This window comes from Arthrobacter sp. OV608 (assembly GCA_900110595.1).
GTDB lineage: Bacteria > Actinomycetota > Actinomycetes > Actinomycetales > Micrococcaceae > Arthrobacter.
This window is the reverse complement of the sequence record FOEZ01000017.1, coordinates 1-25138: the sequence shown is the minus strand read 5'-3', so window position 1 is coordinate 25138 and position 25138 is coordinate 1. Positions and strand designations below refer to the sequence as shown.

The following is a 25138-nucleotide window of genomic DNA, read 5'->3' as shown; positions in this document are numbered from 1 at the left end:
GCCTTTCCGGCGCGCGCCGTCCCGTCAGGAACAGGAATAGGAGCATGGCGCGCAAAAGTATGGGGTGCCGCCGCCGGGAGTGCGGGGCGGTTCTAGCGGGAAAGTACGACGCCGGGCGGCGGACCGCGCCGGCTGTCTTGCCGCAGGTTCCGCCAGGGTGGCCGTGGCGCAGCAGCGGTGGGAAAGGAAGCGAAAGCCGGTGGAACGGCGTCGGGCGCTATCGCACGGGGGAGGGCCGCCAGGGGCCGCAGCCAGGCCGCGAGTGCCCACAGGGCCTCCTCGCCCTTTGCCAGCAGGAGCGCGCAAACGAGCGTTGCCACGGCGTGTGCGGCAAGCATCAGGGGCCCGGACGCAGGTTCCGCGGCATGGGCGTGGCCCAACGCCGCGGGAAGTACATCCGCGCCGGCGAGGTGTCCGGCGTGAAGGGCGGGTGCTCCCGCCGCCGCGGCGCCCGGAGTACCAAAGGCAGTAAACACTTCGTGCAGGCCCAGCTGTCCGCCGCCCAGCAGTCCGGCCATGGCTGGAAACCCCAACCTCAGGCGCGTGGCAGCGGTGCTGCCGAGCGTGGTCAGTGCCAGCACCGCCAGCAGGATGGCCGGGGCCGGCAGTTCCCCGCCGCCGGCAAGGTGGGCGCCTGAGGCAAGCGCCAGGATGACAGTGGCCATCGCGGACGTACGGAGGAAGTGGAAGGGCGCGCGCGGGCGCTGTGTTCGCACGGATCATCCCTTCCGGTGCCGGAACCAGGCGCGGGCAGGCGGCGCCGGTCAGATATCGTTCAGATTCTACCGGTGATTCGGTGTCCGGCTGATGGTGGATGGGGCACGCGGTCCGGGAACAGCATCTGGCTGCAACCTAAGGCGGCCGGCCCGCTCAGGCTCAGGCCAGCAGTTCGGCGAGGACCTCTGCTGCGGTGTGGTGCCGGAGCAGCGGCGCCGACTGGCCGGCCCACAGGGACATCAGGTCCGTGTTTCCCCGGGCGGCGGCCTGCGGACGGAACCGCCCCGTCAGCCAGTTCTGCACCGGGAAAGGGGCCACTTCGCCGGATTCTTCAAGCTCAGCAATGATCCGGTTGGGAATGCCACGGGCCAGCCGGCCGCTGAGGGCGCGGGTCAACACAGTGTGGGCAGCGGCGGGGCCGTGCAGGACCTCCCGGTAGGCGGGCACGGCGGCGGATTCACGGGTGGCCAGGAAAGCCGTTCCCACCTGCACGGCATCAGCGCCCAGTGCCATGGCGGCAGCGAAACCGCGGCGGTCCGCAATGCCGCCCGCCGCGATGACCGGAACGGACACGGCGTCGGCCACCTGCGGGACCAGGGCAAACGTACCCACCAGCGATTCTTCGGCGGGCTTCAGGAAGGACACCCGGTGGCCGCCGGCCTCCATCCCGGTGGCCACCACCGCATCAACGCCTCCTGCCTCCAGCGCCACCGCCTCGGCGACGGTGGTAGCGGTGCCCACCACCTTGATGCCGCGGCGGTGCGCCTCCTCCACGACGTCGGCGCCAGGAACACCAAAGACAAAACTGACGACGGCGGGACGCGCCTCGAGTGCGGCCTCCACCTGCTCGCCGTGATCCGGCATGTACCGGTCCGGCATCTCAGGGTAGGGAAGGCCGAGCTCGTCAAAGTAGGGTTTCAGCGTGGCGGTGTAGCGTTCGAAATCCTCGGTCGGGAGGGCGTCGATTTCGCTCCCGGTGGGCACCCAAAGATTCAAGGCGAACGGCTTGGCTGTCGCCTCGCGAAGTTGGGCTGCGGTCTTATGGATGGCAGCGGCGTCGTACCCGTAGAGCCCGAACGAACCCAGCCCGCCGCCCTCGCTCACTGCGGCGGTGAGCGCCACTGAGGAGACACCGCCGAAGGGGCCAAGCACCACCGGAACGTCGATGCCCAGGAGGCTGGTGAAGCGGTTGGAACTCTCGGCTGGGTGATGCGCGGTCATGGCAGCTCCTGGTGGTTCTACTGAGGCGTTGGACCCAGTCTTGCAGCTTGCGGCATTGCGCCCAAGCCCGTCAGGAGGCGGTGACTGCCAGCTCGTAGCCGTCGGAGATGTGGAAAAGGCGGCGGCCTCCCACGGGGGTTCTGACCCACACCACGTCTCCGTCGGCAGTGCGGTCATCCACCAGGCCTGCGTAGGCTGCCCGGCCGTTCCTGCTCAGTTCCACGGGGTCGCCCACTCGTACGTCTTCCCAGAGGCCGGGACCTTTGACGCGATTCGTCATCGAAGCCACGCTGCTTTCTTTGGTTGAGGATTTGGGGAACGGATGATGCCGGCCCTCCTCCATCAAAACGGGCCGGCAGGGCGGTATTCAATGGAGGACTGGCCACGCAGGACGGCGCAGGTTTGTGCACCGCACCAACACGTTGTCGGCGGGATGTGCCGGGGCAGGGAGGTGTACCGGGCGATCGGGGCGAGGCTAGACTGCAGGCGTAGATGCCCGCCCGACCTGAGGAGTAGTTATGGAATACACCGGAAGCCAGTCGGAAAAGGTTGTTCCCGCTGGTGAACTTGGCCGCAGCCATATCGGCCAGACCATCAGCTTCCAGCCCAACGAATTCACGGTGGTTTTTGGCAAGCTTGCCGGAATCGCCCGCACCGAGGCCATGGTTTACCTGTCCCTGACTGGGGTGGGAAACGGCACGCACCTGAAGGACGAATACGACCTGCCGCTCAACCATGACGTGTATGTGCCGGTGGACGTTATCTCCAACGCCGAGTCCACCATCAAGGACCTGTTCGGCAAGGTCCAGGAGAACCTGCGCGGGGCAACCCACAAGGGCGACGACAAGACGGACCGGCTCTAGCAGCAGTCATTCCCGGGGGAGCCCCGGCGGCAGCGCCGCCGGGGCTTTCTGCTTAGTGCCTCTGATCTTGATTGTCCCGTCAGGCCTACGCCGGCGCAGGACCCGTGGAGGCGCGGATGGTCAGGTGCGTAGGCATAACCGCCAGCTGGCGGCTGGAGCGGCCGGGAACAGGATTCAGCTGGGAAAGAAGCATGGAGACAGCCACCCGCCCTGCCTGTTCGATGGGGCTGGCGATGGTGGTTAGCGGCGGGTTGCAGAAATCAGCGCCGAAAATGTCATCCGACCCAACGATGCTCATGTCCTCAGGCACGCGGATTCCGCGCTCGCGAAGCCTTTGGAGCATTCCAATCGCCAGGAGGTCGTTGAATACGATGCATGCCGTGGCGCCGGTTCGTGCCGCCGCATCCGCCGCCGCCGCGCCCGATGTTGTCTTGGGAGTAAATGGGCCGATGTGATGGACTTCCAGGCCGCGTTTGGATGACTCCTCCTCGAAGACATTCCAGCGTGCCCGGTTGGACCAGGAGGTGGGCGGACCGCTGACGTAGCAAACGCGGTGATGACCCAACGAAGCCAAGTGCTCCAGGGCCTGTACAACGGCGGACGGGGTGTCAATAACAACTGTGGGAGTGCTGGCTGATGCCCGGTTGATGGTTACCACCGGCTGGATCCCGGAAACCTCGGCCAGTTGCGTGTCCGTCAAACGGGAGGCCGCGAGGATGAAGCCGTCTGCGGACCGTCGCATCTTGTGCAGTGCCTCAAGTTCCATCTCGCTGGACTCTTCTGTGTCCACAAGGAGCTGTGTGTATCCCGCGGCCTTGAGTTGGTGCTGGGTGCCGCGAATGATGTCGAAGTAGAACGGGTTGGTAATGTCCGGCACGAGGACGGCGACGGCGTTGGTGCGGCCCGAGCTGAGGCCCTGCGCCTGTGAGCTGGGCACGTAGTTCAGCTGTGCTGCTGCTGCTTCAATCCGTTCCCGGGTATGGCGGTTCACCCGTTCCGGCTTGGAGAGCGCGCGGGAAACCGTTGATGTGGCTACTCCTGCCAGCAGGGCGACGTCGCGGATGGTTGGCATGCGTTCCGGAACCGCGCTCCCTTCTCTCGGCTCGCCCCCTGATCCGGGTGTCACCATGGCCATTCCTTTCGCGCCGGGCAGCCGGCCGATGAAACTAGAGATCGACGTCCATAGGGAGGACGTGACTTCATCAAAACATCTTTTGGCAACTTTTGGCAACCGCTTGCCGCAACTGTTGCCCTCTTCCTAGACTGAATTTCGAATCGCCTGCAGGGATGTCCGCCACTAGACGTTGTGGCCATGCGGGTTTCCAAAGAGGAGAAAACAATGAGGTTTAGATCATCTTCCGGGCTCGCGGCAATCGTTACGGCTGCGGCATTGGCTTTGACCGGTTGCGGCGGCGGCTCAGGGTCCACTGACAGCTCCACCAGCGCCGACGGAAAAGTGGACGGAACGGGCAAAACCCTGAACGTCCTGGTGAACGTTCTGAGCCAGTATCCGGAACAGCAGAAGCAGTGGCAGGCCGACATCGCGGCAAAATTCAAGGCTGAAACCGGAGCCGACGTAAAGTTTGAAACTTTCGCCTCCGCCAACGATGAGCTCACCCGTATCCAGACCTCGGTTGTCTCGGGGCAGGGCCCGGACGTCTACAGCCTCGGTACCACCTTCACTCCTACCGCCTATGCCACGAAAGCTTTCGTCACCCTTTCGGACGATGACTGGAAGAAGGTGGGTGGCAAGGACCGCTTCAATCCCGCCACGCTGGGTATCTCCGGCCCCGATGCGGACCACCAGGCCGGCATTCCCTTCGTCAGCCGCCCGTTCGTCATGGCCTACAACAAGGACCTTCTGGCAGCCGCCGGAATCGACAAGCCCGCCACCAGCTGGGATGAGCTCGCGGAGCAGGCAAAGAAGATGACCAAAGACGGCACCTTCGGCATCGCCACCGGCTACAAGGACAACTTCGACCCCTGGAAGTTCATCTGGGCGATGTCCGTCCAGGCCGGCAACCCCTTAGTGGACGGCAACAAGTTCAAGTTGGACGATCCCACAGTCAAGAAGGCCTACCAGACGTACTTTGGCTGGCTCACAGAAGACAAAGTGGTTGACCCCGCATCAGTAGGCTGGAGCAACAGCAATGCCGTGGCAGCCTTTGCCAGCGGCAAGGCGGGCTACCTCATGATGACCACTTCCAGCTCGATACCAACGCTGGATAAATCGGAGATCGCCGGAAAATACGAGTACGCCCTGATGCCGACCATCGCGCCGGGCGAGACGAAGTCCAAGTCCGACGGTGATGCCGCAAGCATCCTCTCGGGGGACAACATCGTGGTGGCCGATTACTCAAAGCAGAAGGACCTCGCCTTCGCCTACATTAAGCTGATCACCTCCAAAGATGAACAGCTGAACTACCAGAAAATTTTCGGCGACCTGCCCGCGAACGCTGAGGCCCTGGCCAGCCTGACCGACCCCAAGCTCAAGCCGCTCGCTGACGCTGCCGCCAAGTCCAAGGCAACCCCCTTCACCGGCGCTTGGGGCGACATGCAGCTCGGCCTCCTCAACGTCACCGTGCAGTCCGTTCCGGACCTTGCCGCAGGCAAGGTGGACGAGGCGGCCCTCGAATCGAGGATCAAGGACTCCCAGAGCAAGGGCCAGGCTTCCCTGGACCGGGCCTCCAAGGGATAACTTCTGATGTCAACCGACGCCTCCAACGAAGTCCGGCTTGCGGCGGAGTCCGCCGCAAGCCGGGCGGCACACTCTGCCGCTGATGCTTCCAGCCAAGAGCCCAGCGGGCCGAGCAGCCCGCGCCGCAAGGGCCTGAGCGAACGTAACCGGCCGCTCTGGATGCTTATCCCCGGCGGGGTGCTGATGATCATTATCATCGTCGTGCCCCTCCTGCTGGGCATCTTCATGTCCACCCTCAACCTGGACCAGTACACGCTGCGGAAATGGGTCTCCGCGCCGTTCATCGGAGTCGAAAACTTCGTTGAGGCAATGACCAGTTCTCCGCTTCTGCACTCTGTCTGGCTGAGTGTCAGCTACTCACTGCTCGCTATGGTGGTGACGCTGCCGCTTGGCATCGCTGCCGCCGTAGCAACCCAGAACGCCTTCAAAGGACGCGCCGTCATCAGGTCAATCTTCCTGATTCCGTATGTCCTGCCTTCCTTCGTAGTGGCCACGGTATGGCGCACCATGCTCCAGCCGGACGGCATCGTGGACAAGGCCCTCGGAACGGTGGGGATTGACGTCGGCCTGTGGCTGAACGGACCACAGACGTTCTGGACGCTGGTGCTGGTGCAGATCTGGGCATCGTGGCCGTTCATCTACTTGCTGGCGCTCTCAGGACTGCAGGCTGTGGACCATGAGGTGCACGAGGCTTCGGCACTTGATGGCGCCCTGTGGTGGAACAAGCTCAGGTACGTGGTGTTCCCGTACCTGAAGGGCCCACTGTCGCTCGCCTTTCTGATTGGCATGCTGCACCACATCAACAACTTCACGCTTCCCTTTGTCCTGTTCGGTGTCCCGGCGCCGGCTGATGTGGAAGTCCTTCCCATCCTCACCTACGTCACCAGTTTCCAGAGCTTCCGGTTCGGGCTGAGCGCGGCGATGGCCTTTATCTCCCTGGTATTGATCGCCATCCCGCTGTTCGTCTACCTCCGGGCCGTCAAGCTCGACGACGCCGAGTCACCTGGAGCCAAGAAATGAGCACCTCCACTGCCACCCGGCGGAGTCCGGGCACCACGGACATTCCGCGTCCAGGTTCAAAGCGCCAGCACGAAGTCCTGCGGTTGCTCCCGGGCCCCTTGCTCACGATCATCCTCTTGTTCCTCGGAGCCTTGGTGCTGATCCCCGTGCTTTACATCTTCCTGGCATCGGTGAACTCGGATATCGGCGTGGCGAACGGCGAATTCTGGCCCTCCAGCTTCAGCCTCGATAACTATTCGAAGATCTGGACCAGCGTGGGACTGGCAACAGGACTTGCCAACAGCGTGCTGGTTGCAGGAGCAACAGCGGTTGTCTCGGCAGCTTTGTCGGTTTCGACCGCATTCGTCCTGGTCCGATACAGCTTCCGGGGCCGCCTGACCATCCTCCGCGGGCTTCTTGCACTCCAGTCAGTGCCGGGCACCCTGATGGTGCTTCCCGTGTTCGTGCTGTTCTCCTCGGCCTCAACATATTTGGGCATTCAGGTCATCGGAACCCAGTGGGGACTGTTCGTCACGTACCTGACGTTCGCCATGCCGTTCTCCACGTGGGTCATGGTCACCTACCTGCGCGGGCTTCCCAAGGAACTTGAGGAAGCGGCCAAGATCGACGGCGCCAGCAATCTCGGTGTCCTGTTCAAGATCATCCTGCCCCTGAGTTGGCCCGGGATTGTGGTTTCCGGAATTTTCGCTTTCCTGCTCGGCTGGAACGATGTCCTGTTCGCATCCGTGATGACCAGGCCGGAAAGCCAGACGGCCGCCGTAGCACTCCAGATCTTCGGTGCGTCACAGGAGGGCGGCGCCATCCCGTTCTATGGCCAGATGATGGCGGCGGCACTCGTATGCGCCGCTCCAGTGGTCATTCTCTACCTGATTTTCCAGCGTTATCTAGTTGGCGGGCTCACCGCCGGAGGAGTTAAGTAAGCATGGTTTCAGCCCCCCAGGCCTCCTGGGCCCTGTCCGGATTCGGCGATGAAATTGACGACGACCCCGCTGTCCAGATCGCGGTGCTGCAGGCGCTCGGTGCCAACCACATCGAGGTTCGAAGCGCATGGGGCACGAACATCGTGGACCTCAGCGATGAGCAGTTGCAGTCCCTGGCGTCACTATTGGCCGCGAAGGACATGAAAGTGTCTGCGATCGCCTCTCCAATTGGGAAAGTGGATGTCAGCCTGCCAGTAGAGCACGAAGTGGATCGCCTGCACCGTGCCGTCAAGGCCGCAAAGGTCCTGGGCGCAAAGTACATCCGCATCTTCTCCTTCTACTACGGTGAAACCGTCCCGGTCGAAAGCATCCGCGAGGCCGTGATCGAGCGCATGCGTGCGCTCGCTGCTGTCGCCGAGGAGGCAGGTGTGGTCCTGCTGCACGAGAACGAGAAGGATATTTTCGGGGATGTCCCGGACCGCGTGCTGGACATCATTGAAAGCGTAAATTCACCGGCGCTGAAGGTGGCATGGGATGCAGCCAACTTCGTGCAGGTAGGCGTCAAACCGTTTGATGAGGCCTATGAAAAGCTGCGCCCGCACCTGGAGTACCTGCAGGTCAAGGATGCCCTTTTCTCCAACGGACATGTCGTCCCGGCAGGGGAAGGCGACGGCGACGTGCTGCGCACGGTGGAAGCACTCAAAGCGGACGGTTTCGACGGCTTCGCTTCCTTGGAACCCCACCTTGCCGGCGCCCACGGCCTGGGCGGATTCTCCGGCCCCACAGCATTTGGCATTGCTGCCCGCGCCTTCGCAAAAGTCACATCAGAAGCAGGAGTCCAGACGGTATGAGTGAGACATTGAAGGTCGCAATCACCGGTTGCGGCGTCATCGGACGAACCCACGCAGCAGCCCTGCAGGAGTTTCCCGAAGCCAGCATCGTGGCGCTCGTGGACGCGGTCCCCGACGCCGCCGAGTCCCTTGCTGACTTCATCCAAAAGAGCGGCCGTCCGAGGCCTTCTGTGCACGCCACCCTCGAGGAGGCCTTCGCCGCAACCGGGATCGACCTAGTGGCGTTGGCCACCCCCAGCGGACTGCACATCCAGCAGGGCCTTGAGGTCCTCGCCGCCGGCAAGCACGTGGTTATCGAAAAGCCCTTGGACGTGGACCTGAACCGGGCCCAGGAAATCGAGGCGGCCGCCAATGAGGCCGCACGGCGTGGCATCGTCGCCTCCGTGATCAGCCAGCACCGGTTCGACCAATCCAGCGTTGCTGTTGCCGATGCTGTTGCCAAGGGACGATTCGGCCGTCTGACCTCGGCCATCGCTTCAGTGGCGTGGTGGCGCAGCCAGGGTTACTACGATTCCGGTGACTGGCGCGGTACCTGGTCAATGGACGGCGGCGGGGCCTTGATGAACCAGGGCGTCCACACGGTTGACCTGCTGCTGTGGTTCATGGGCCGGCCGGTGGAGATCCACGCCCACACAGCACGCCTGGCGCACGAACGTATCGAGGTGGAGGACACCGCCGTAGCCACCGTAACTTTCGAGAACGGCGGCCTGGCCGTGCTGCACGCCACGACGGCGGCCTACCCAGGCCTGACCGTCCGGGTCCAGCTGATGGGCTCGGAAGGGTCCGCGGTGGTGGACAATGACCAGCTTCACTACTTTCATACCAAGGATGCCGGCGGAGCGTCCGCCGACATGGGGCTGCAGGGCGGGGGAAACCAGGCCCAGGAAGAACTGGCAAAGTATCCGGCCGAAGAATACGAGGCCAAGGATCCCACCGTGTATCCCGCGGGGCACGTACGCCAGTACCGCGACATTATCGCTGCCATCACCGAAGGCAGGCAGCCCGGCGTCACCGTGAGCGACGCCGTCAATGCCCTCGCAACGGTACGCGCCGTCTACGTGTCAGCGACGCTTAACCAGGCGGTACTTTTCGACGACGTCCTGGCCGGCAAGTACAACGACCTCGAAGTCCGCACGGGCAATACTTCGACAGAAAGCGCCTGAAGCCATGAAATTTTCAGTGTTCACCGCGTCCACGCCTGACTGGACTCCCGAAGAAGCCGTAAACCATCTTGCGGCCCAGGGCTGGGACGGCATCGAATGGCGCATCACCGACCAGGCTGAGACGGCCGAACCCGGTTTCTGGGCCGGCAACAAGGCGACCATTCCGCTGTCCGGCCTTGAAGACAACCTGCAAAGAGTAGCCACCATCACCCGGGAAGCAGGCCTCCAGATGTCCGGCATCGGAGGATACGCCCGGTGTGACAACCACAACGACGTCGAACGGATGCTCGGGGCTACCGCAGCCTTGGGCGCGGGCCAGGTCCGCGTCACCACCCTTCCGTTGGGAACGGCGGAATGGGGAGGCGAACAGCCCAGCGGTATTCCTTACCCCGACTTGTTCGAAGCCGCCCGGCGGGACTTCGAATGGGTGGCGGAACGGGCGGCCCACCATGGCGTGAAAGCACTGGTGGAACTGCATCATCGGACCATTACGGCGTCCGCTTCCTCTGCCCGGCGCCTGCTGGAGGGCCTGGATCCCCGGCACGTGGGGGTCATTCACGACCTTGGCAACCTGCTGATCGAGGGCCAGGAAGACTATCTCCCCGCTTTCGAACTGCTGGGAGAGTACCTGGCGCATATCCATGTCAAAAACGCCGTATGGGTCCGCGCCGACGAGACGGATGAGTCCGGTGCGGTCGTTTTCCGCAACGAGTGGGCACCCCTGCAGTCAGGGCAGGGGAGCGTGCTGGAATACTTCAAGGCGTTGGCGGCCCATGGCTACGACGGCTGGGTTACGGTGGAAGACTTCTCTACGGAACTTCCTTTGGCCGAACGCACTGCCGGCAACCTTGACTACCTGCGCCGCACGGCTGCCCTCGCCGGCCTCACCGCAAGTGCCGGGGCCCGGTAAGGCCATGGCACCTTCAATAGCAGCACATCCCGACCGGCTCCTGCCGGCAGAGCCGGCAGTCCGGGAGATCGCCCGTTCCCTGTACAGCCGGGTAGCGGGCCTGCCGATCATCTCGCCGCATGGACATGTAGATGCCGGGGTCATCGAGCAGAACCTGCCGTTTCCCGATCCTGCCGCCCTCCTGGTCACCCCCGACCACTACGTGACCCGTCTGATCCACGCAGGCGGTGTTCCCATGGACCGGTTGGGCCTTGGTGCTTCACCGGCCGGCTCCCGTGAGGTCTGGCGCAACTTCTGTGCCGCATGGCCCGCCTTCGAGGGCACGGCTTCCGGGTATTGGATCCGCCAGGAGTTCGAGCATGTGTTCGGTCTGCACGAAGAGCCCACGGCGGAGAACGCCGACAGGCTCTACGACGCGCTCGCATCCAAGCTTGAAGAGCCTGGATTCCGGCCGCGGCAACTGTTCAAGGAGTTCAACATAGAGGTGCTCGCCACCACGGACGATCCCCTGGACTCGCTGGACAGCCATGCCGCTCTGCAGGCAGACCCCGCATTTCCGGGCCGGGTGCTGCCCACCTTTCGGCCGGACCAGTACCTCAACATGGCCCACCCGGCCTGGCAGGGCAACGTGGAACGGCTCATTGCTGTGGCCGGCGGGGGTGCTTCCGGTTACGCGGGATATATCCGGGCGCTCGAGGCACGCAGGCGACACTTTGTTGAGCGCGGAGCAGTTTCAGCGGACCACGGCGTGTTCACTCCCGCCACCCTCAAACTGGACGACGCCGAGGCGGAGCGGCTTTTCGAGCGGGGCAGGGCCGGCCAGGCGGGCCCGAAGGAGCGGGATGCCTTCGAGGCCCACATGATTTATCAAATGGCCCGGATGTCCGTAGAGGACGGGCTGGTCATGACCATCCACCCGGGCTCGTACCGAAACCACCACGGCCCTACATTTGACGCCTTTGGCGCCGATACGGGCCATGACATTCCATTCGCCGTGAACTACACCGAGGCCATCCGTCCGCTGTTGCAGGACTTTGGCACGGCCAAGGACTTCCACCTCGTGCTGTTCACGCTGGACGAAACCGTCTTCTCGCGTGAGCTGGCACCGCTTGCTGGTTTCTACCCTTCCGTGTACATCGGTGCCCCGTGGTGGTTCCTTGACGCACCCGACGCAATGCTGCGTTTCCGTTCCGCGGTGACGGAAACGGCTGGTTTCTCCCGGTCCTCAGGATTCATTGATGACACGCGCGCCTTCTGTTCCATACCAGCCCGGCACGATACGTCCCGGCGAATTGAGGCTTCCTTCCTGGCCCGGCTGGTGGCCGAGCACCGGATCAGCGAAGAGCGCGCCCATGAGCTGATTGTGGACATCGTCGATGCATCGCCACGGCGGGTGTTCAAACTGTGAATGGTGTCCCCCCTGTGCTGGACCGCAGCCTGAAACCGCTGCCCAAGGCACCGGTACGTATCGTGCATCTTGGCCTGGGTGCCTTTCACCGGTCCCACCAGGCCTGGTACACGCAGCATTCATCCGACGCCGCGGGCTGGGGGATAGCTGCCTTCACCGGCCGCCGCCCTGATGCCGCCCAAGCACTATCCGGCCAGGATTGCCTCTATACCCTGATAGAACGGTCAGCCGGAGGGGACAGCTTCGAAGTCATCGGCAGCATCGTCGAGGCGGTGGACGGAGCCAACATCAGCCGCCTGTCCGAACTGGTCTCGGCCAGGGAGACGGCCATCGTCACCATGACCATCACGGAGGCCGCCTACGGGCTGGCCGCAGATGGTACCTTCGACGCCGATGCTCCCGCCGCGGCCGGCGACCTCCGTGAGTTGGCAGCGGCAGCAGCCGGGGGAACCGGGACACCCTCAACCCCACTGGGACGGCTGGTGCTGGCGCTCGCAGGCCGGAAGGACGCAGACGCTGGGCCGCTCGCCGTCGTGAGCTGTGACAACCTGTCGGCCAACGGGGACGTGGCGCGCCGCGCTGTCCTGGGTATGGCCGCCGCCTGGGGTCAGGAGCTGACTGACTGGATCGCGGGCAATGTCAGCTTTGTCAGCACCTCGGTGGACCGGATCACCCCGGGGACCAGGCACGCGGACATCGAGGAAGTGGCGGAGCGCTGCCAATACCGGGACAGCTCACCTGTCGTGGCCGAACCCTTCCGGAACTGGGTGCTCAGCGGGGACTTCCCGGCCGGCAGGCCGCGCTGGGAGGAAGCCGGCGCCGTCGTTGTTGATGACATTGAGCCCTACGAAAACCGCAAACTGTGGCTGCTGAACGGGTCCCACTCGATCCTGGCGTATGCCGGGCAGCTCCGCGGCCACACCACCGTTGCCGAGGCGTTGGCCGACCCGCTCTGCCGCAAAGCCGTAGAGGAATTCTGGGACGAGGCAGCCAGGCAACTGCAGGGGGAGGGCCTGGAGATCCCGCAGTACCGGCGGGCACTGCTGGAGCGCTTCGGTAATGCCCGGATAGCCCACCGCCTTGCCCAGATCGCGGCGGACGGAACCACGAAGCTTCGCATGCGGGCAGTTCCCGTCCTCTTAGGCGAACGGTCCGACGGCCGGACCGGCAGAAGCAGTGCGCGGATGCTGGCCGCCTGGATCGATTACCTAGGTTTCGCCCAGGACTTCCAGGACCCGCTCAGTGCGGAGATCCGCGGGGCGAACAGACTGGACGGCATTGAGAGGGTCCAGGCGCTGCTCCGGCTGGTCAGCGCGAATCTTGCCGACGACCCGCAGATTGTTTCCCTTGTCCACGGGCTCTGCGGAACCCTCGCCGGCACCGCGTCGTCCATCGATGCCCCCACACATATTTGAACCCGGAAGGAACACCCAAATCCTATGAAAATCGTTGCTGCTGACGTCTTTGTGACCAGTCCCTCCCGGAATTTCGTGACGCTCCGGATCACTACCGAGGATGGTGTGACCGGTATTGGTGATGCCACCCTGAACGGCCGTGAGCTCGCTGTTGCCGCGTACTTGAAGGAGCACGTTGCGCAGCTGCTGATCGGGAAGGACCCGCACCGGATCGAGGACACCTGGCAGTTCCTGTACCGCTCCTCGTACTGGCGCCGGGGCCCGGTGACGATGGCCGCGATCGCGGCGGTGGACATGGCGTTGTGGGACATCAAGGGCAAGATGGCGGGCATGCCGGTGTACCAGTTGCTGGGCGGGGCATCGCGGAACGGGCTGCGCGCTTACGGCCACGCCTCGGGGGCGGACCTTCCGTCTTTGTTTGATTCGGTCCGGGAGCACCTGGAGCTTGGGTACAAGTCCATCCGGATCCAGACCGCCGTGCCCGGGATCAAGGCGGTCTACGGGGTGGCGGCTCAGGCGCAGGCCTCGGGGGAGCGGTATGACTACGAACCTGCCGGGCGGGGTGCGTTCCCGGTGGAGGAGGACTGGGACACCCGGGCTTACCTGCGCCACCTGCCGACCGTGTTTGAGGCGGTCCGGAACGAGTTCGGCCCGGAAATCCCGCTGTTGCACGACGGGCACCACCGGATGACCCCCATCCAGGCCGCCAAGCTGGGCAAGGCGCTGGAGCCGTATGACCTGTTCTGGCTGGAGGACTGCACCCCGGCCGAGAACCAGGAAGGCCTGCGCCTGGTCCGCCAGCACACCACCACCCCGCTGGCGATCGGGGAAATCTTCAACACGGTGTACGACTACCAGACCCTGATCAAGGAACAGCTGATCGACTACGTCCGGGCCGCCTCCACCCACTTTGGCGGGATCAGCCCGTTGAAGAAGGTGATGGATTTCGCCGCTCAGTACCAGATCAAGTCCGGCTTCCACGGCCCCACGGACATTTCCCCGGTGGGCTTCGCCGCGCAGCTGCACGTGGGCCTGGCCATCCATAACTACGGCATCCAGGAATACATGCAGCACTCGGACAAGACCAACGAGGTCTTCGAACAGTCCATGACGTTTGTGGACGGCTACCTGCACCCGGGCGATAACCCCGGCATCGGCGTCGAGTTCAACGAAGAAGCCGCGGCCGCCTACCCCTACCAGCAGGCCTACCTGCCCTACAACCGCCTCATCGACGGAACGGTCCACGACTGGTGAACACCCCCCAACCCGACACAGGCAAGCCCAAGCTCCGCATCATCGTGATGGGCGTGTCCGGCTGCGGCAAGACCACCATCGGCGACCTCGTCGCCCGTGAACTCGGCGTCCCGTTCCTGGACGGCGATTCCCTCCATCCCGTGGAGAACGTCGCCAAGATGGCCGCCGGCACGCCCCTGACGGACGAGGACCGCTGGCCCTGGCTCACCACTGTGGGCACCGCGCTGGCCAACGCGGCCGACGGCGGCCTGGTCCTGGCGTGCTCCGCGCTGCGCCGCAGCTACCGTGATGCCATCCGGGCGCAGGCGCCGGACACCATCTTCCTGCACCTGCACGGCAGCAAAGAGGTTTTGCGGGCACGCACCGAAGGGCGGACCGGGCACTTTATGCCGCCCGCCCTCTTGGAGTCCCAGCTCGCCACGCTGGAACCGCTCGGCGCTGACGAAGCCGGGGTGGTCGTCGACATCGCCTCTCCCGTGCAGCAGGTGGTGCGGGAGGCACTCGCCGGGATTGCCGCCGTCGGACGTCCTGCTGACGTTGCCGGCACTGCCGGTGCCACAGGCACCCGCCCGCGGCAGTTCGCCGTCGACCTCAAGGCTGCGCCGTTTAATCTTGACGGCGACGCTGTGGCCTGGGTGGAGTCCACCCTTGCCGGGATGAGCCTTGAGGAGAAGATCGGCCAGCTGTTCATCAACCACAACAACGACTACTCCCCGGAGTACCTCGACGGCGTGCTGGAGAACTTCCACGTGGGCGGCATGCGCTACCGGCCCGGGCCCTCGGCCGCGGTGCAGGAGCACATCCGCTATGCGCAGTCCAAGACCCGCGTTCCGCTGCTGGTGGCTTCCAACCCGGAAATGGGAGGAGCCGGAAGCTGCGACGACGGGACGTTTGTGTCCACGCACCTGCAGGCCGGCTCGCATCTGGACAAGGGCATAGCCCGCCAGATGGGACAGGTGGCCGGGGTGGAAACTGCGGCGCTGGGCTGCAACTGGGCCTTCGCCCCGATCGTCGACATCCACTACAACTGGCGGAACACGGTCATCTCCACCCGGTCCTTCGGCAACACCCCGGAGATCGTGGTGGAGCGGGCCAAGGAGTACTTCGACGGCATCAGCGAGTCGCCCACGGTGTGCGCCATGAAGCACTTCCCGGGCGACGGCGTGGACGAGCGCGACCAGCACGTGGTCACCTCCTACAACACCTTCAGCTATAAAGAGTGGAACCGCACCTACGGGCACGTTTACCGCGAGATGATCGGCCACGGCGTGCAGTCCATCATGGTGGGGCACATCGGGGCGCCGGAACTGTCCCGGCATTTCCGGCCCGGCCTGGCGGATGCTGACATCCGTCCAGCGACGCTTGCGCCTGAGTTGCTGCAGGACCTGCTCCGCGGCGAACTCGGCTTCAACGGCCTGGTGCTGACGGACGCCTCGCTGATGGTGGGCCTCACGCAGGCCATGAAGCGCAAGGACCTGGTGCCGGCCACTATCGCCGCAGGCTGCGACATGTTCCTGTTCTTCCGCAACCCCGCGGAGGATTTCCAGTACATGCTGGACGGCTTCAAATCCGGTGTGATCACAGAACAGCGCCTGCACGATGCGTTGCGAAGGATCCTTGGGCTGAAGGCTTCCCTGGGGCTGCATCGGAAGCCCGTTTCCGAGCTCGTGCCCCCTGTGGAGGCGCTGGACGTGATTGGCAGCGAAGCGCACCGCGCCATAGCGGCGGACATCGCAGACAAGACCGTCACCCTGGTCAAGGACACAGCCAACAACCTGCCCATCACGCCTAAAACGCATCCGCGGATCCGGCTCTATGGCATTTCCGGCGGTGCCGACTTCACCCGGGCTGACCCGCTCGCCTACCTGGACACGGTCAAGGAAGAGCTCGAGGCCGCCGGCTTTGAGGTGCATGTCTTCAAGACAGCAGAGCAGCGGGAAGCAGCGGGGGAGACCGGGATGAACTTCATGAGGGTCCTGTCCGAGGAAGCCACCGGCGATTACGCGGACAGGTACGATGCCGCGTTGGTATTCGCCAATGTGAAGGGCTTTGCCCAGGAGGCGGCCATCCGGATCAAGTGGTCCTCGCCCATGGCCGCGGAAATCCCGTGGTACGTCACCGAGGTGCCCGCGGTGTTTGTCTCGCTCAACCAGCCCAACCACCTGATTGACGTCCCCATGGTCAAGACCGCGATCCACGCCCACGCCGGATCCCGGGAAGCCATCCGGGCCACCATCGACAAGATCCAGGGCAAGTCCCGGTTCCAGGGCACGTACAACGACAACGTGTTCTGCGGCTCGTTCGACACCCGGCTGTAGGCGGAATTCCTTCCACCAGGCATAACAATGGCGGCCAGCGAATCTCGCTGGCCGCCATTGTTATGCGCTTGTGGTTCAGATCCACTGTGGGGCAGCCGGGACCGCACCGTTGGCGCCGGAGCCTTCCACTGTCACACCGCCTGAGCCTCTGCCCGCTGCCCACTGGACGACGGCGGCCAGCGGCCCGGTGATGATCGTCGGGTTCGCTGCACTTGTGTCGCCGAACGCCACGGCAGTGCCCTCCATCCGGACCACCAGCCCGGTATCGGTGCCGCGGGTGTGCCAGGCGCCCGTGATGTCCCCGAGGAGCCGTTCCAGGACGGGCACCGGGATGTCACTGAAAGTGGCACCGTTGTCCAGGTCGACCGCGTGGAGCCAGACCTCGCGGGTGCGCATCCAGACAGTTTCCTCTGCCGGAACAACCCGGCCCTGGGCGGTTTTGACCAAGTGGCGCCACGCGTCAGCGGGCAGGTCGCGCCATTCGACGTTCAGGTGCACGGCGGAGTGGTCGAAGAGATGCCGCAAGGCGATCGGGGAGAGGGTGGCGCCGAACTCGATCTCGTGGTTGCGCGCCTCAGGTGAGGAGTACATCGGGGTCTCCACACCGGTGGCCGCCCATTCGACCAGCCTCGCTATCGCGCGGGCGTTGTAGCCCACGTGTGCCACAACGTGCCGGCGGGTCCAGCCGGGAAGGAGGCTGCCGCCGTCGAGCTCCGCGTCGGAAAGCTCGTTGAGCTTGCGGGCGAAGAACGCCGTGCCCCGGCGCGCCTGCAGCAGGGACTGCAGGAGCACCGGGTCGGTGGCCTGGTCGTGGCGGGCAGCCATCAGGCTTCCTTGATAACGCGGTTCTTCAGCTGGCCCAGGCCCTCGATGGTCGTCACCAGGACCTGGCCCTCCTGCAGGTACCGCTTGGGGTCCTGGGCGTGGCCCACGCCGCCCGGGGTGCCGGTGGCGATCACGTCGCCCGGGTTCAGCGTGATGATGGTGGAGATGTAGGAGACGAGGAACTCCGGGGTGAACACCACGTCCGAGGTGGGGGTGGACTGCTGGACGTCACCGTCCACGGCGGAGGTCATCAGCGGGCCGGGGGTGAACTCGTCCTTAGTGACCAGGGCGGGGCCGAATGGGGTGGACTTCTCCCAGGTCTTGCCCTGCAGCCACTGGATGGTGCGGAACTGGTAATCACGCATGGACACGTCGTTCAGGACGGCATAACCGGCGATGTGGTCCGCGGCGTCCGCCTCGGCGATGCGGCGGCCGGTCTTGCCGATGACGACGGCGAGTTCGGCTTCCCAGTCCACGGTGTCCGATTCCTGCGGCACGGCCAGGTCGTCGTTGGGGCCGATCAGGGATTCGGCGTACTTGGCGAACAGGGTGGGGTACTCCGGGACTTCCCGGCCCATCTCCTTGATGTGGTTGCGGTAGTTGTGGCCCACGCAGATGATCTTGCCGGGGGAAGGCACGACGGCGGCAAGGTCGGCGCCGTCAAGGGCATGCGTTGTGCCGCTGGCCGCCGCGGCGATGGCTTCCCAGGCTGGATCCTGCAGCAGGGCGCCGACATCGGCGAACCCGGGAATCTCGGTGAGGGTGTCGCCGTCCTGGCGCACCGCCGTCGTGCGTGTTTCGCTGCCGTTGGCGAGGCGGAGGGTAAGGAGTTTCATTACTTGGTGCGTCCTTCGATGTAGGTGCGGTTGAAGCTCAGGCGCTCGAAAATCGGGGCGTCGCTGAAGCGGAAAAGATCAAACTCGGTATCGGCGTGCAGTGACCAGGCAGCCCAGGACGGAACCACGAACAGGTCGCCCTTGGCCAGTTGCTTCGTTTCGCCGTTCAGGACCACCGAGCCGGTGCCTTCGAAGACCTGCCAGACGCTGGAGCCCACCTCATGGACTGTGTCCGTGGCGGCACCGGCGCGGAGGCGGTGGAACTCGGCCCGGATGGTGGGCATCACGTCCCCGCCGGTGGTGGGGTTGGTGAACCGGACGGCTGCGTGGCCCTGCGAGACGGTGGCCGGGTGGCCCTCGTCCTCCAACAGCAGTTGCTCGCGGAGGGCTGCGTCCGTGTACTTCCACCGGTACGCTGCGATCGGGGAGCTGGTGGTGTCATCCAGGCCGGAGAGCGGGCGCAGGCCGGGGTGGGCCCAGAGCCGCTCGGAGCGGGAGATGTCCGGGGTGGCCTCGTCGGTGACGCGTTCGGTGCCGAACTCGAAGAAGCCGGCGTCGGCGTAATGCACGAAAGGGATGTCCAGGCCGTCAATCCAGGCCATCGGCTCATCGGTGTCGTTGTGGTGGCCGTGGAAGTTCCAGCCCGGGGTGAGCAGGAAGTCGCCGCGGGACATCCGCACCGGGTCACCGTTCACCACGGTCCACACGCCTTCACCCTCCACCACGAAGCGGAATGCGTTCTGGGAGTGGCGGTGCTCCGGCGCTGTTTCCCGGCCGCCCAGGTACTGGATGGCCGCCCACAACGTGGGGGTTGCGTACGGAGTGCCGGCCAGGCCGGGGTTGGCCAGGGCAATGGCCCGCCGTTCCCCGCCGCGGCCTACGGGAACCAGGTCCCCGGCACGGGCAGCCAGCGGGTACAGGTCGTTCCAGCGCCACACGTGCGGGACGGCTTTGGGGCTCGGGACCATCGGCATCAGGTCACCGATCTCTGTCCACAGCGGAATCAGGTTCTCCTTATCGAAGTCCTGGTACAGCTGCTCCAGCTGCGCAGCCTCCTCCGTGGTGGGCTCCGGCAGGGCGTGGCTGGCGGCCACTGATTCATGAGTCACGTTTTCGGCGCTGATGGACACGAAAGGCCTCCTCGATAGGTCCGAACAGTTTTGGCGTAGTTCGACCCTACGGAGGAAGTGCATGTGATAACGAGCATATTCTGCTCTACAGAATTAGGGCGAAGGCGACTAATCTGGCTCAGCCGGGTTGGCTGCGATGTCGATCTCCAGCTGCCTGCAGGTCTCGCGCAGGGCGGCGACCAGTCCGCCGTCGAACACTGCGCGGAACCGTGTGGCAGGGGTGGCGACGCTGATCGCCCCCACCACATTGCCGTGCCGGTTGTGCAGCGCCATGCCCAACGCGCTCACGCCATCTTCAGTGCCTTCAAAATTGGCGGCAAAGCCGTTGCTGCGGACCGAATCCAGCTCCCGCAGGAAGGCCGGAAAATCCTCCTCCGCGATGGTGTCGCCGCTGATCTCGGCATTGTTGCTGCGGAACAGCTGCTGGATCATGGGCGGATCAAGCTCCGCAAGAATCGCCTTGCCGCCGGAGGTTTTGTTGGCAGGCAGCACCGTCCCCTGCCGGTCGCCGACCCGGAGCACATTGCTTCCCTCGACGGTGGCGAGGAACCGCACCTTGGTGCCCACCCGCACCATGAGATTCACGGTCTCGTTCAACTGCGCCGAGAGCAGCTCCATGTGCGGCTGGGCCAGCGAACGCAGCAGCCGCGTCCAGCTCAGTCCTGCCGGACCCACCCCCATGGCAGGGCCCGGAACATAGCGCCGGGTTTCATCCTGCACCGCAAAGCCCCGGTAGACCAGCATGGCCAGGAGCCGGTGGGCCGTGGACGGCGCAACCCCCAGTTCCACGGCTGCATCCTTCAGCCGCAGGGTTCCGCCGTCGCGCAGGAGTTGTAGCAGCTGAAGCGCGTTGTCCACTGCCTCGATGGAGTACGTGGGACGCTTCTGTACCGGCTTTTTCTGGGCAGGCTTCCGCCCTGGCCTTGCGCCGGGAGAAGGGGCGGAGCTTTTCTGCACATCAGAATTGTATTGTGGTTCATCTCCAGTGGCCATGACAGTAGTGGGATGAATCACACACTTCCCGCTGCAGCGACGCAACGGTCAACGCCGGGGGCTCCCGGCCCATCGTCCGCTGACAGGCAAGCCCGGTTCCCCAAGGCATCCGTCCTGGCCGTCCTGGTCTGTTGGCTGCTGGTGGTCTTTGATGGCTATGACCTCATTGTCTACGGCACGGTCCAGTCCTCCCTGATTTCGGAAACCGGTTGGGGCCTCACCAAGGCCACGGCCGGAACCATCGGGTCGATGGCGTTCCTGGGCATGATGATCGGCGCGATCTTCGCCGGCCGGATGGCCGACTCGTGGGGCCGCCGCCGCACCATCCTTGGCTGCGCCGTGGTCTTTTCCGTCTTCACCGTCTTTTGCGCCTTCGCCCCCAACGCCGCCATCTTCGGCGTCCTGCGGCTGCTCGCCGGAATCGGGCTCGGCGGGCTGGTGCCCTCCGCGAACGCCCTCGTGGCCGAACTGGTCCCCACCAAATGGCGGTCCACCATTGCCACCCTGATGATGTCCGGTGTCCCGATTGGCGGCTCGATCGCCGCCCTCGTGGGTATCCAGCTGATCCCGGCCTTCGGCTGGCAGTCCATGTTCCTGGTGGCCGTGCTGGCACTCGTGATCGTGGTGCCGCTCGGACTGAAATTCCTTCCGGAAACGCTGGGTTCGGAACAGGACACCCGGAACGTCAAGGTCGCGGCCGACACCAAGGCCGGCACCAAGCCCGGCGCAGGGTTCTCCTCGCTGCTCCGCGCCCCGTACCTCGGCATCAGCATGCTCTTCGCGGTTGCCACCATCGCCACACTATTCGCCTGGTACGGCCTGGGCACCTGGCTGCCCAACCTAATGCAGCTGGCGGGCTACAACCTGGGCTCGGCGCTGACCTTCGCGCTGGCACTGAACCTCGGCGCGGTGGCCGGTTCGGTCATCACGGCCTGGGCCGGCACGCGTTTTGGCCCCGTACCCACCGCTATCGCCGCTGCCGCCGTGGCAGCCGGTGCGTTGGTGGTCCTGGTGACGGGACCTCCAGTAACGGTGGTGTACCTCATGCTGGTGCTCGCCGGCGTCGGAACCCACGGCACACAGTGCCTCATCATCGCCGCCGTTGCCAACCACTATCCTGCCCACCTGCGCGGCACCGCGCTGGGCTGGGCGCTGGGCACGGGCCGGATCGGCGCCGTCGCCGCACCGCAGGCCGGAGGCCTGCTGCTGGCCGCGGGGCTGGGAGTCAACTCGAACTTCCTCGCGTTCGCCGGCGCTGCCGCCATCGCAGCTGTGCTGCTGACCGCCGTCGGCCTTCACCTGAAATCCAAAAACCCAACAACCACAGGAGCAAGTAATGTCTGAGCACGCCACGTCCACCGATGTCCTGGTGATCGGAGGGGGCATGGCCGGACTGGCCGGAGCCCTCGCACTGCGCGAGAACGGCGCCAACGTGACCCTCGTTGAAAGGGCGCCCGAATTCGGCGAGGTGGGTGCGGGCCTGCAGATGGCCCCCAATGCCTCCCGCGTGCTGAAGCGCTGGGGCCTGCTGGAAAAGGCGCTGGAAATCGGCGTGCAGCCCAAGCACCTGGTGTTCCGTGACGCCGTCACCGGCGAGGAACTTACCCGCCAGACGCTCGGCGGGGAGTTCGCGGAGCGCTACGGCGCACCCTACGTGGTGATCCACCGCAGCGACCTGCACCGCGTCCTGCTCGAAGGCTGTGAAGCCGCCGGGGTCAAGCTCGTCAACGACGTCATGGTCGAAAGCGTGGAAACCGTCAATGGCCGCGGCGTGGCACACACCGCCGCCGGCGTGGACTACGAGGCGGACGTGGTGATCGGGGCTGACGGACTCAAGTCCACCCTCCGCCCGCTCGTGGCCATCGACGAGCCTGTTTCGTCCGCCTACGTGGCCTACCGCGGCACCGTTCCCATCACCGAAAACACACCCAAAGCGGACCTCGAGGACGTTATTGTCTACCTCGGCCCGGACTGCCACCTGGTGCAGTACCCGCTGCGCAAGGGCGAACTGCTCAACACCGTGGCCGTCTTCAAGTCCGCGTCCTTTGAACGCGGCGAAGAGCAGTACGGCGGAGTGGATGAGCTCGAGGCTGCGTACAAGGACTGCGTTCCCGCGGTCCAGGAGGCGCTGAAGAACCTGGCCACCGGCATCCGCTGGCCCATGTACGACCGCGACCCCATCGAAAACTGGGTGGCCGGCCGGATGGTGCTGATGGGCGACGCCGCGCACCCCATGCTGCAATACCTGGCCCAGGGTGCCTGCCAGGCCCTGGAGGACGCTGCCGTGCTGCAGGACTCTTCGATCGGGACTGTGTTCACTGCCGACGGGATCAAGCCCGAGGCATGGGACGAGGCCATCCGGGCGTTCAACGGCGTCCGCGCCGGCCGCACTGCCCGCGTCCAGCGCACCGCCCGTGTATGGGGCGAGTCGTGGCACGTTTCAGGCCTCGCCCGGACCTTGCGGAACCTGCTGTTCAAGAGCCGCAAGGACAACAACTTCCAGTACAACGACTGGCTGTACGGGCAGGACGGCGACGGCGTCCCCGTCGTTACACCGAAGCGGATTACCGAAAGCGTGTCCGCGTAGCTAGTTACCTCAATAACGGCAGCGGACGACGGCGGGTGGCTCCCGCCGTCGTCCGCTGCTGTTTGTCAGGGCAACGCTGAGTCCGCGCGGCTGCTGCGCGCGGGCTTCGCTCAGTACGCCTTCACGCGCTGTTCGACGATGAGGTGGATCAGGGCGAAGACGCCGACCTGGTCAATGGCGGCGAATGCTGCATCAAGGGCGGCCGGAATGTCCTTGTCCTCGGTGACCGTGATCCCAAAACCGCCGAAGGCCTTGGCCATCAGAGCGAAGTCGGGGTTCTGCAGCTGGGTGCCGGAGACGCGTTGCGGATAGTGCCGCTCCTGGTGGGTGCGGATGGTGCCGTATTCCTGGTTGTCCATGACCACCACCAGGGGAGTGGCGCCGTACTGGGCCGCGGTGGCCAGCTCCTGGCCGTTCATCAGGAACTCACCGTCCCCGGCGATGGTGACCACCCGGCGTGCCGGGTCTGCCAGCGATGCCGCAATGGCCGACGGCACGGAGTACCCCATGGAGCCGTTGCGGGCGCTGATCATGGACGCATATCGGCGGGTGGGAAAGTAGCGGTGGGCCCAGTTGGTGTGTTCGCCTGCGCCGAAGGTCACCATGGCATCCTCGGGCAGCCTGGGCACAAGGTTCGCCATCAGGGTGTCCATTTTGGCCTGTCCCGCTGACGGTGCGGCTGGGGGCAGCGCGGCGAAGTGCTCCTGTTCGCCCCGCATCCGCTCCGTCCACGCCTTCCACTCTTCCTTCACCGGCAGGTCAATGACGGCCAGGTCCTGCACAAAGGCCTCCGGCTTGGAGAGGATCTGCCGGGACACCGGACCCGAACGCCCGCGGAGCGACGGGTCCACGGTCACCAGGAAGTTCTTTTTGTTCCAGTCCTGGCGGCAGACGAACCCGTCCGTGATGACATCCCCCGGCACCGTCCCCACAAAAACCAGCAGGTCCGTTTCCTCCAGCAGGTCATAGGTGGGGCGGGGCCGGCCGTAGCCGATGGGGCCTACGTAGGACGGCGAATCGAAGGACACCGTTCCCTGCGTCCGCCACTCGGCCGCTGCCGGGATCTGGTGGCGCTCCAGCCAGCCGGTCAGCTGGTCCGCAGCTTCCTGGGTCCAGTCATTGCCGCCGGTGACGAACAACGGCTTGCGCGATTCCGCCAGTGCAGCTCGCAGGGCCGTGGCATCCGTGCTGCTCATGCCGCCGGCGGCCACGGGAATCGCTGGATGCAGCGCGGGGTCGATCTGCTGGCGGATGATGTCCTCCGGCAGGCCCACCACCACCGGGCCGGGCCGCCCGCTCATGGCAGCGAACATCGCCTCCGCCACGATCTCGGACGCCCGTTCGGCATGGTCAAGCACCATCACGCGCTTGGCACCGGTATCAAACCAGGCCTTGATGTCGAACTCCTGGAAGGCCTCCCGGTCCCGGTGCGCGAACGGGATCAGGCCCACAAACAACAGCATGGGAGTGGAGTCCTGCCACGCGGTGTGCAGACCCACGTGCGCGTTGGCAGCGCCCGGCCCCCGCGTCACCATGGCCACGCCTGGGCGCTGGTTCATCTTGCCGTCAGCCTCGGCCATATAGGCGGCACCGCCTTCATGCCGGCAGACAATGGTTTCAACATCCGAGGCATGCAGGCCGTCCAGCACGTCCAGGAAGCTCTCGCCCGGCACCACGTACGTTCGTTCCACGCCATGGGCGATGAGCGAATCAACAATAACGTGCCCCGCGGACTTGGTTGCCGGTGGTGCCTCCGCTGGATTTGCCTGCGGGTTGTGCTGCCGGGAAGGCTCGACGGCGGCGGGCCGGGTGGGTGATGCGGTCAGGATTGCTGCGGGTTCCGTTGTCATGGTCTTTCTTTGTTGTTCGGGTTTATGTATGGCCTGTGGGTGGAGCCTTCCGGCTTACCTGAAAGTCTCGGCGGGTGGGTTGGCGATGACGGGGGAGAGGCCGGTGTGGCCTTCGCGGGTTTCGGCGATTTCGTGGATGCGTTTGCGGCAGGCGTACCA

22 protein-coding genes are annotated in these 25138 nt (G+C 65.0%); 13 read left to right on the top strand and 9 right to left on the bottom strand.

Annotated features, from left to right (window positions below; all coding sequences use genetic code 11):
* Positions 1–92 precede the first annotated feature (92 nt).
* The 3 genes from BMX78_RS18060 to BMX78_RS18050 form a co-directional block, all read right to left on the bottom strand.
* Positions 93–716, bottom strand: coding sequence for a hypothetical protein (locus BMX78_RS18060; protein ID WP_091422360.1), 624 nt, complete (start codon positions 714–716; stop codon positions 93–95).
* A 160-nt stretch (positions 717–876) separates the two neighbouring features.
* On the bottom strand, positions 877–1938 hold the full coding sequence (locus tag BMX78_RS18055) for an NAD(P)H-dependent flavin oxidoreductase (protein ID WP_091422357.1): 1062 nt from the start codon (positions 1936–1938) through the stop codon (positions 877–879).
* Between the two features lie 70 nt (positions 1939–2008).
* The gene (locus BMX78_RS18050) at positions 2009–2218 is read right to left on the bottom strand and encodes a hypothetical protein (RefSeq protein ID WP_091422496.1); all 210 of its coding nucleotides are present in this window, start codon (positions 2216–2218) and stop codon (positions 2009–2011) included.
* A 238-nt stretch (positions 2219–2456) separates the two neighbouring features.
* Here BMX78_RS18050 and BMX78_RS18045 point away from each other — a divergent pair, with 238 nt between their 5' ends.
* Entirely contained in the window at positions 2457–2801 is a 345-nt protein-coding gene (locus BMX78_RS18045; RefSeq protein WP_091422354.1) for a hypothetical protein, read from the top strand.
* An 85-nt stretch (positions 2802–2886) separates the two neighbouring features.
* Here BMX78_RS18045 and BMX78_RS18040 read toward each other — a convergent pair whose 3' ends face one another.
* Complete coding sequence (locus BMX78_RS18040; protein WP_091422351.1) at positions 2887–3930, bottom strand: LacI family DNA-binding transcriptional regulator; 1044 nt, start codon at positions 3928–3930, stop codon at positions 2887–2889.
* Between the two features lie 210 nt (positions 3931–4140).
* Between BMX78_RS18040 and BMX78_RS18035 the strand changes: the two genes are divergently transcribed.
* The 10 genes from BMX78_RS18035 to BMX78_RS17990 are packed head-to-tail and all read left to right on the top strand — an operon-like array spanning position 4141 to position 16758.
* Positions 4141–5499 carry an ABC transporter substrate-binding protein gene (locus BMX78_RS18035; RefSeq protein ID WP_170850868.1) on the top strand — a complete coding sequence of 453 codons (1359 nt, stop codon included), beginning with the start codon at positions 4141–4143 and terminating at the stop codon, positions 5497–5499.
* A gap of 6 nt (positions 5500–5505) precedes the next feature.
* Positions 5506–6519: a carbohydrate ABC transporter permease gene (locus BMX78_RS18030; RefSeq protein WP_091422348.1), complete on the top strand. Its 1014-nt coding sequence runs from the start codon at positions 5506–5508 to the stop codon at positions 6517–6519.
* Positions 6516–7439, top strand: a complete 924-nt coding sequence (locus BMX78_RS18025) for a carbohydrate ABC transporter permease (protein ID WP_091422345.1) — start codon at positions 6516–6518, stop codon at positions 7437–7439. The genes BMX78_RS18030 and BMX78_RS18025 overlap by 4 nt, the downstream gene beginning before the upstream one ends.
* Before the next feature lie 2 nt (positions 7440–7441).
* On the top strand, positions 7442–8290 hold the full coding sequence (locus tag BMX78_RS18020; protein ID WP_091422343.1) for a sugar phosphate isomerase/epimerase family protein: 849 nt from the start codon (positions 7442–7444) through the stop codon (positions 8288–8290).
* A complete protein-coding gene (locus tag BMX78_RS18015; protein ID WP_091422341.1) occupies positions 8287–9453 on the top strand; it encodes a Gfo/Idh/MocA family protein in 1167 nt (388 codons plus the stop codon). The genes BMX78_RS18020 and BMX78_RS18015 overlap by 4 nt, the downstream gene beginning before the upstream one ends.
* Positions 9454–9457: 4 nt before the next feature.
* Positions 9458–10363, top strand: a complete 906-nt coding sequence (locus BMX78_RS18010; protein WP_091422339.1) for a sugar phosphate isomerase/epimerase family protein — start codon at positions 9458–9460, stop codon at positions 10361–10363.
* Positions 10364–10367: 4 nt separating this feature from the next.
* Entirely contained in the window at positions 10368–11771 is a 1404-nt protein-coding gene (gene uxaC / locus BMX78_RS18005) for a glucuronate isomerase (protein WP_091422338.1), read from the top strand.
* 14 nt (positions 11772–11785) lie between these two features.
* Positions 11786–13186: a mannitol dehydrogenase family protein gene (locus BMX78_RS18000; RefSeq protein WP_286139121.1), complete on the top strand. Its 1401-nt coding sequence runs from the start codon at positions 11786–11788 to the stop codon at positions 13184–13186.
* 24 nt (positions 13187–13210) lie between these two features.
* Positions 13211–14440 (top strand): D-mannonate dehydratase ManD, encoded by a 1230-nt coding sequence (manD, locus tag BMX78_RS17995; protein WP_091422335.1) that lies wholly within the window; start codon positions 13211–13213, stop codon positions 14438–14440.
* A gap of 47 nt (positions 14441–14487) precedes the next feature.
* Entirely contained in the window at positions 14488–16758 is a 2271-nt protein-coding gene (locus BMX78_RS17990) for a gluconokinase, GntK/IdnK-type (RefSeq protein WP_091422488.1), read from the top strand.
* Between the two features lie 75 nt (positions 16759–16833).
* On the opposite strand, the gene BMX78_RS17985 is transcribed toward BMX78_RS17990, so the two are convergent.
* From BMX78_RS17985 to BMX78_RS17970, 4 genes are all read right to left on the bottom strand, one after another.
* Positions 16834–17583 carry a maleylpyruvate isomerase family mycothiol-dependent enzyme gene (locus tag BMX78_RS17985; RefSeq protein ID WP_091422332.1) on the bottom strand — a complete coding sequence of 250 codons (750 nt, stop codon included), beginning with the start codon at positions 17581–17583 and terminating at the stop codon, positions 16834–16836.
* Positions 17583–18419 (bottom strand): fumarylacetoacetate hydrolase family protein, encoded by an 837-nt coding sequence (locus tag BMX78_RS17980; protein ID WP_091422329.1) that lies wholly within the window; start codon positions 18417–18419, stop codon positions 17583–17585. Before BMX78_RS17980 ends, BMX78_RS17985 begins: the two co-directional genes overlap by 1 nt.
* Positions 18419–19549, bottom strand: coding sequence for a cupin domain-containing protein (locus BMX78_RS17975; protein ID WP_091422327.1), 1131 nt, complete (start codon positions 19547–19549; stop codon positions 18419–18421). The genes BMX78_RS17980 and BMX78_RS17975 overlap by 1 nt, the downstream gene beginning before the upstream one ends.
* Positions 19550–19657: 108 nt before the next feature.
* Positions 19658–20506: an IclR family transcriptional regulator gene (locus tag BMX78_RS17970; RefSeq protein ID WP_211482592.1), complete on the bottom strand. Its 849-nt coding sequence runs from the start codon at positions 20504–20506 to the stop codon at positions 19658–19660.
* A 48-nt stretch (positions 20507–20554) separates the two neighbouring features.
* Between BMX78_RS17970 and BMX78_RS17965 the strand changes: the two genes are divergently transcribed.
* Both BMX78_RS17965 and BMX78_RS17960 read left to right on the top strand, forming a co-directional pair.
* On the top strand, positions 20555–21886 hold the full coding sequence (locus tag BMX78_RS17965; protein ID WP_091422324.1) for an MFS transporter: 1332 nt from the start codon (positions 20555–20557) through the stop codon (positions 21884–21886).
* Positions 21879–23129, top strand: a complete 1251-nt coding sequence (locus BMX78_RS17960; RefSeq protein ID WP_091422321.1) for an FAD-dependent oxidoreductase — start codon at positions 21879–21881, stop codon at positions 23127–23129. Before BMX78_RS17965 ends, BMX78_RS17960 begins: the two co-directional genes overlap by 8 nt.
* 110 nt (positions 23130–23239) lie before the next feature.
* Here the strand turns inward: BMX78_RS17960 and BMX78_RS17955 are convergent, their stop codons facing one another.
* Positions 23240–24979, bottom strand: a complete 1740-nt coding sequence (locus tag BMX78_RS17955) for a thiamine pyrophosphate-dependent enzyme (protein ID WP_091422315.1) — start codon at positions 24977–24979, stop codon at positions 23240–23242.
* Positions 24980–25138: the final 159 nt, after the last annotated feature.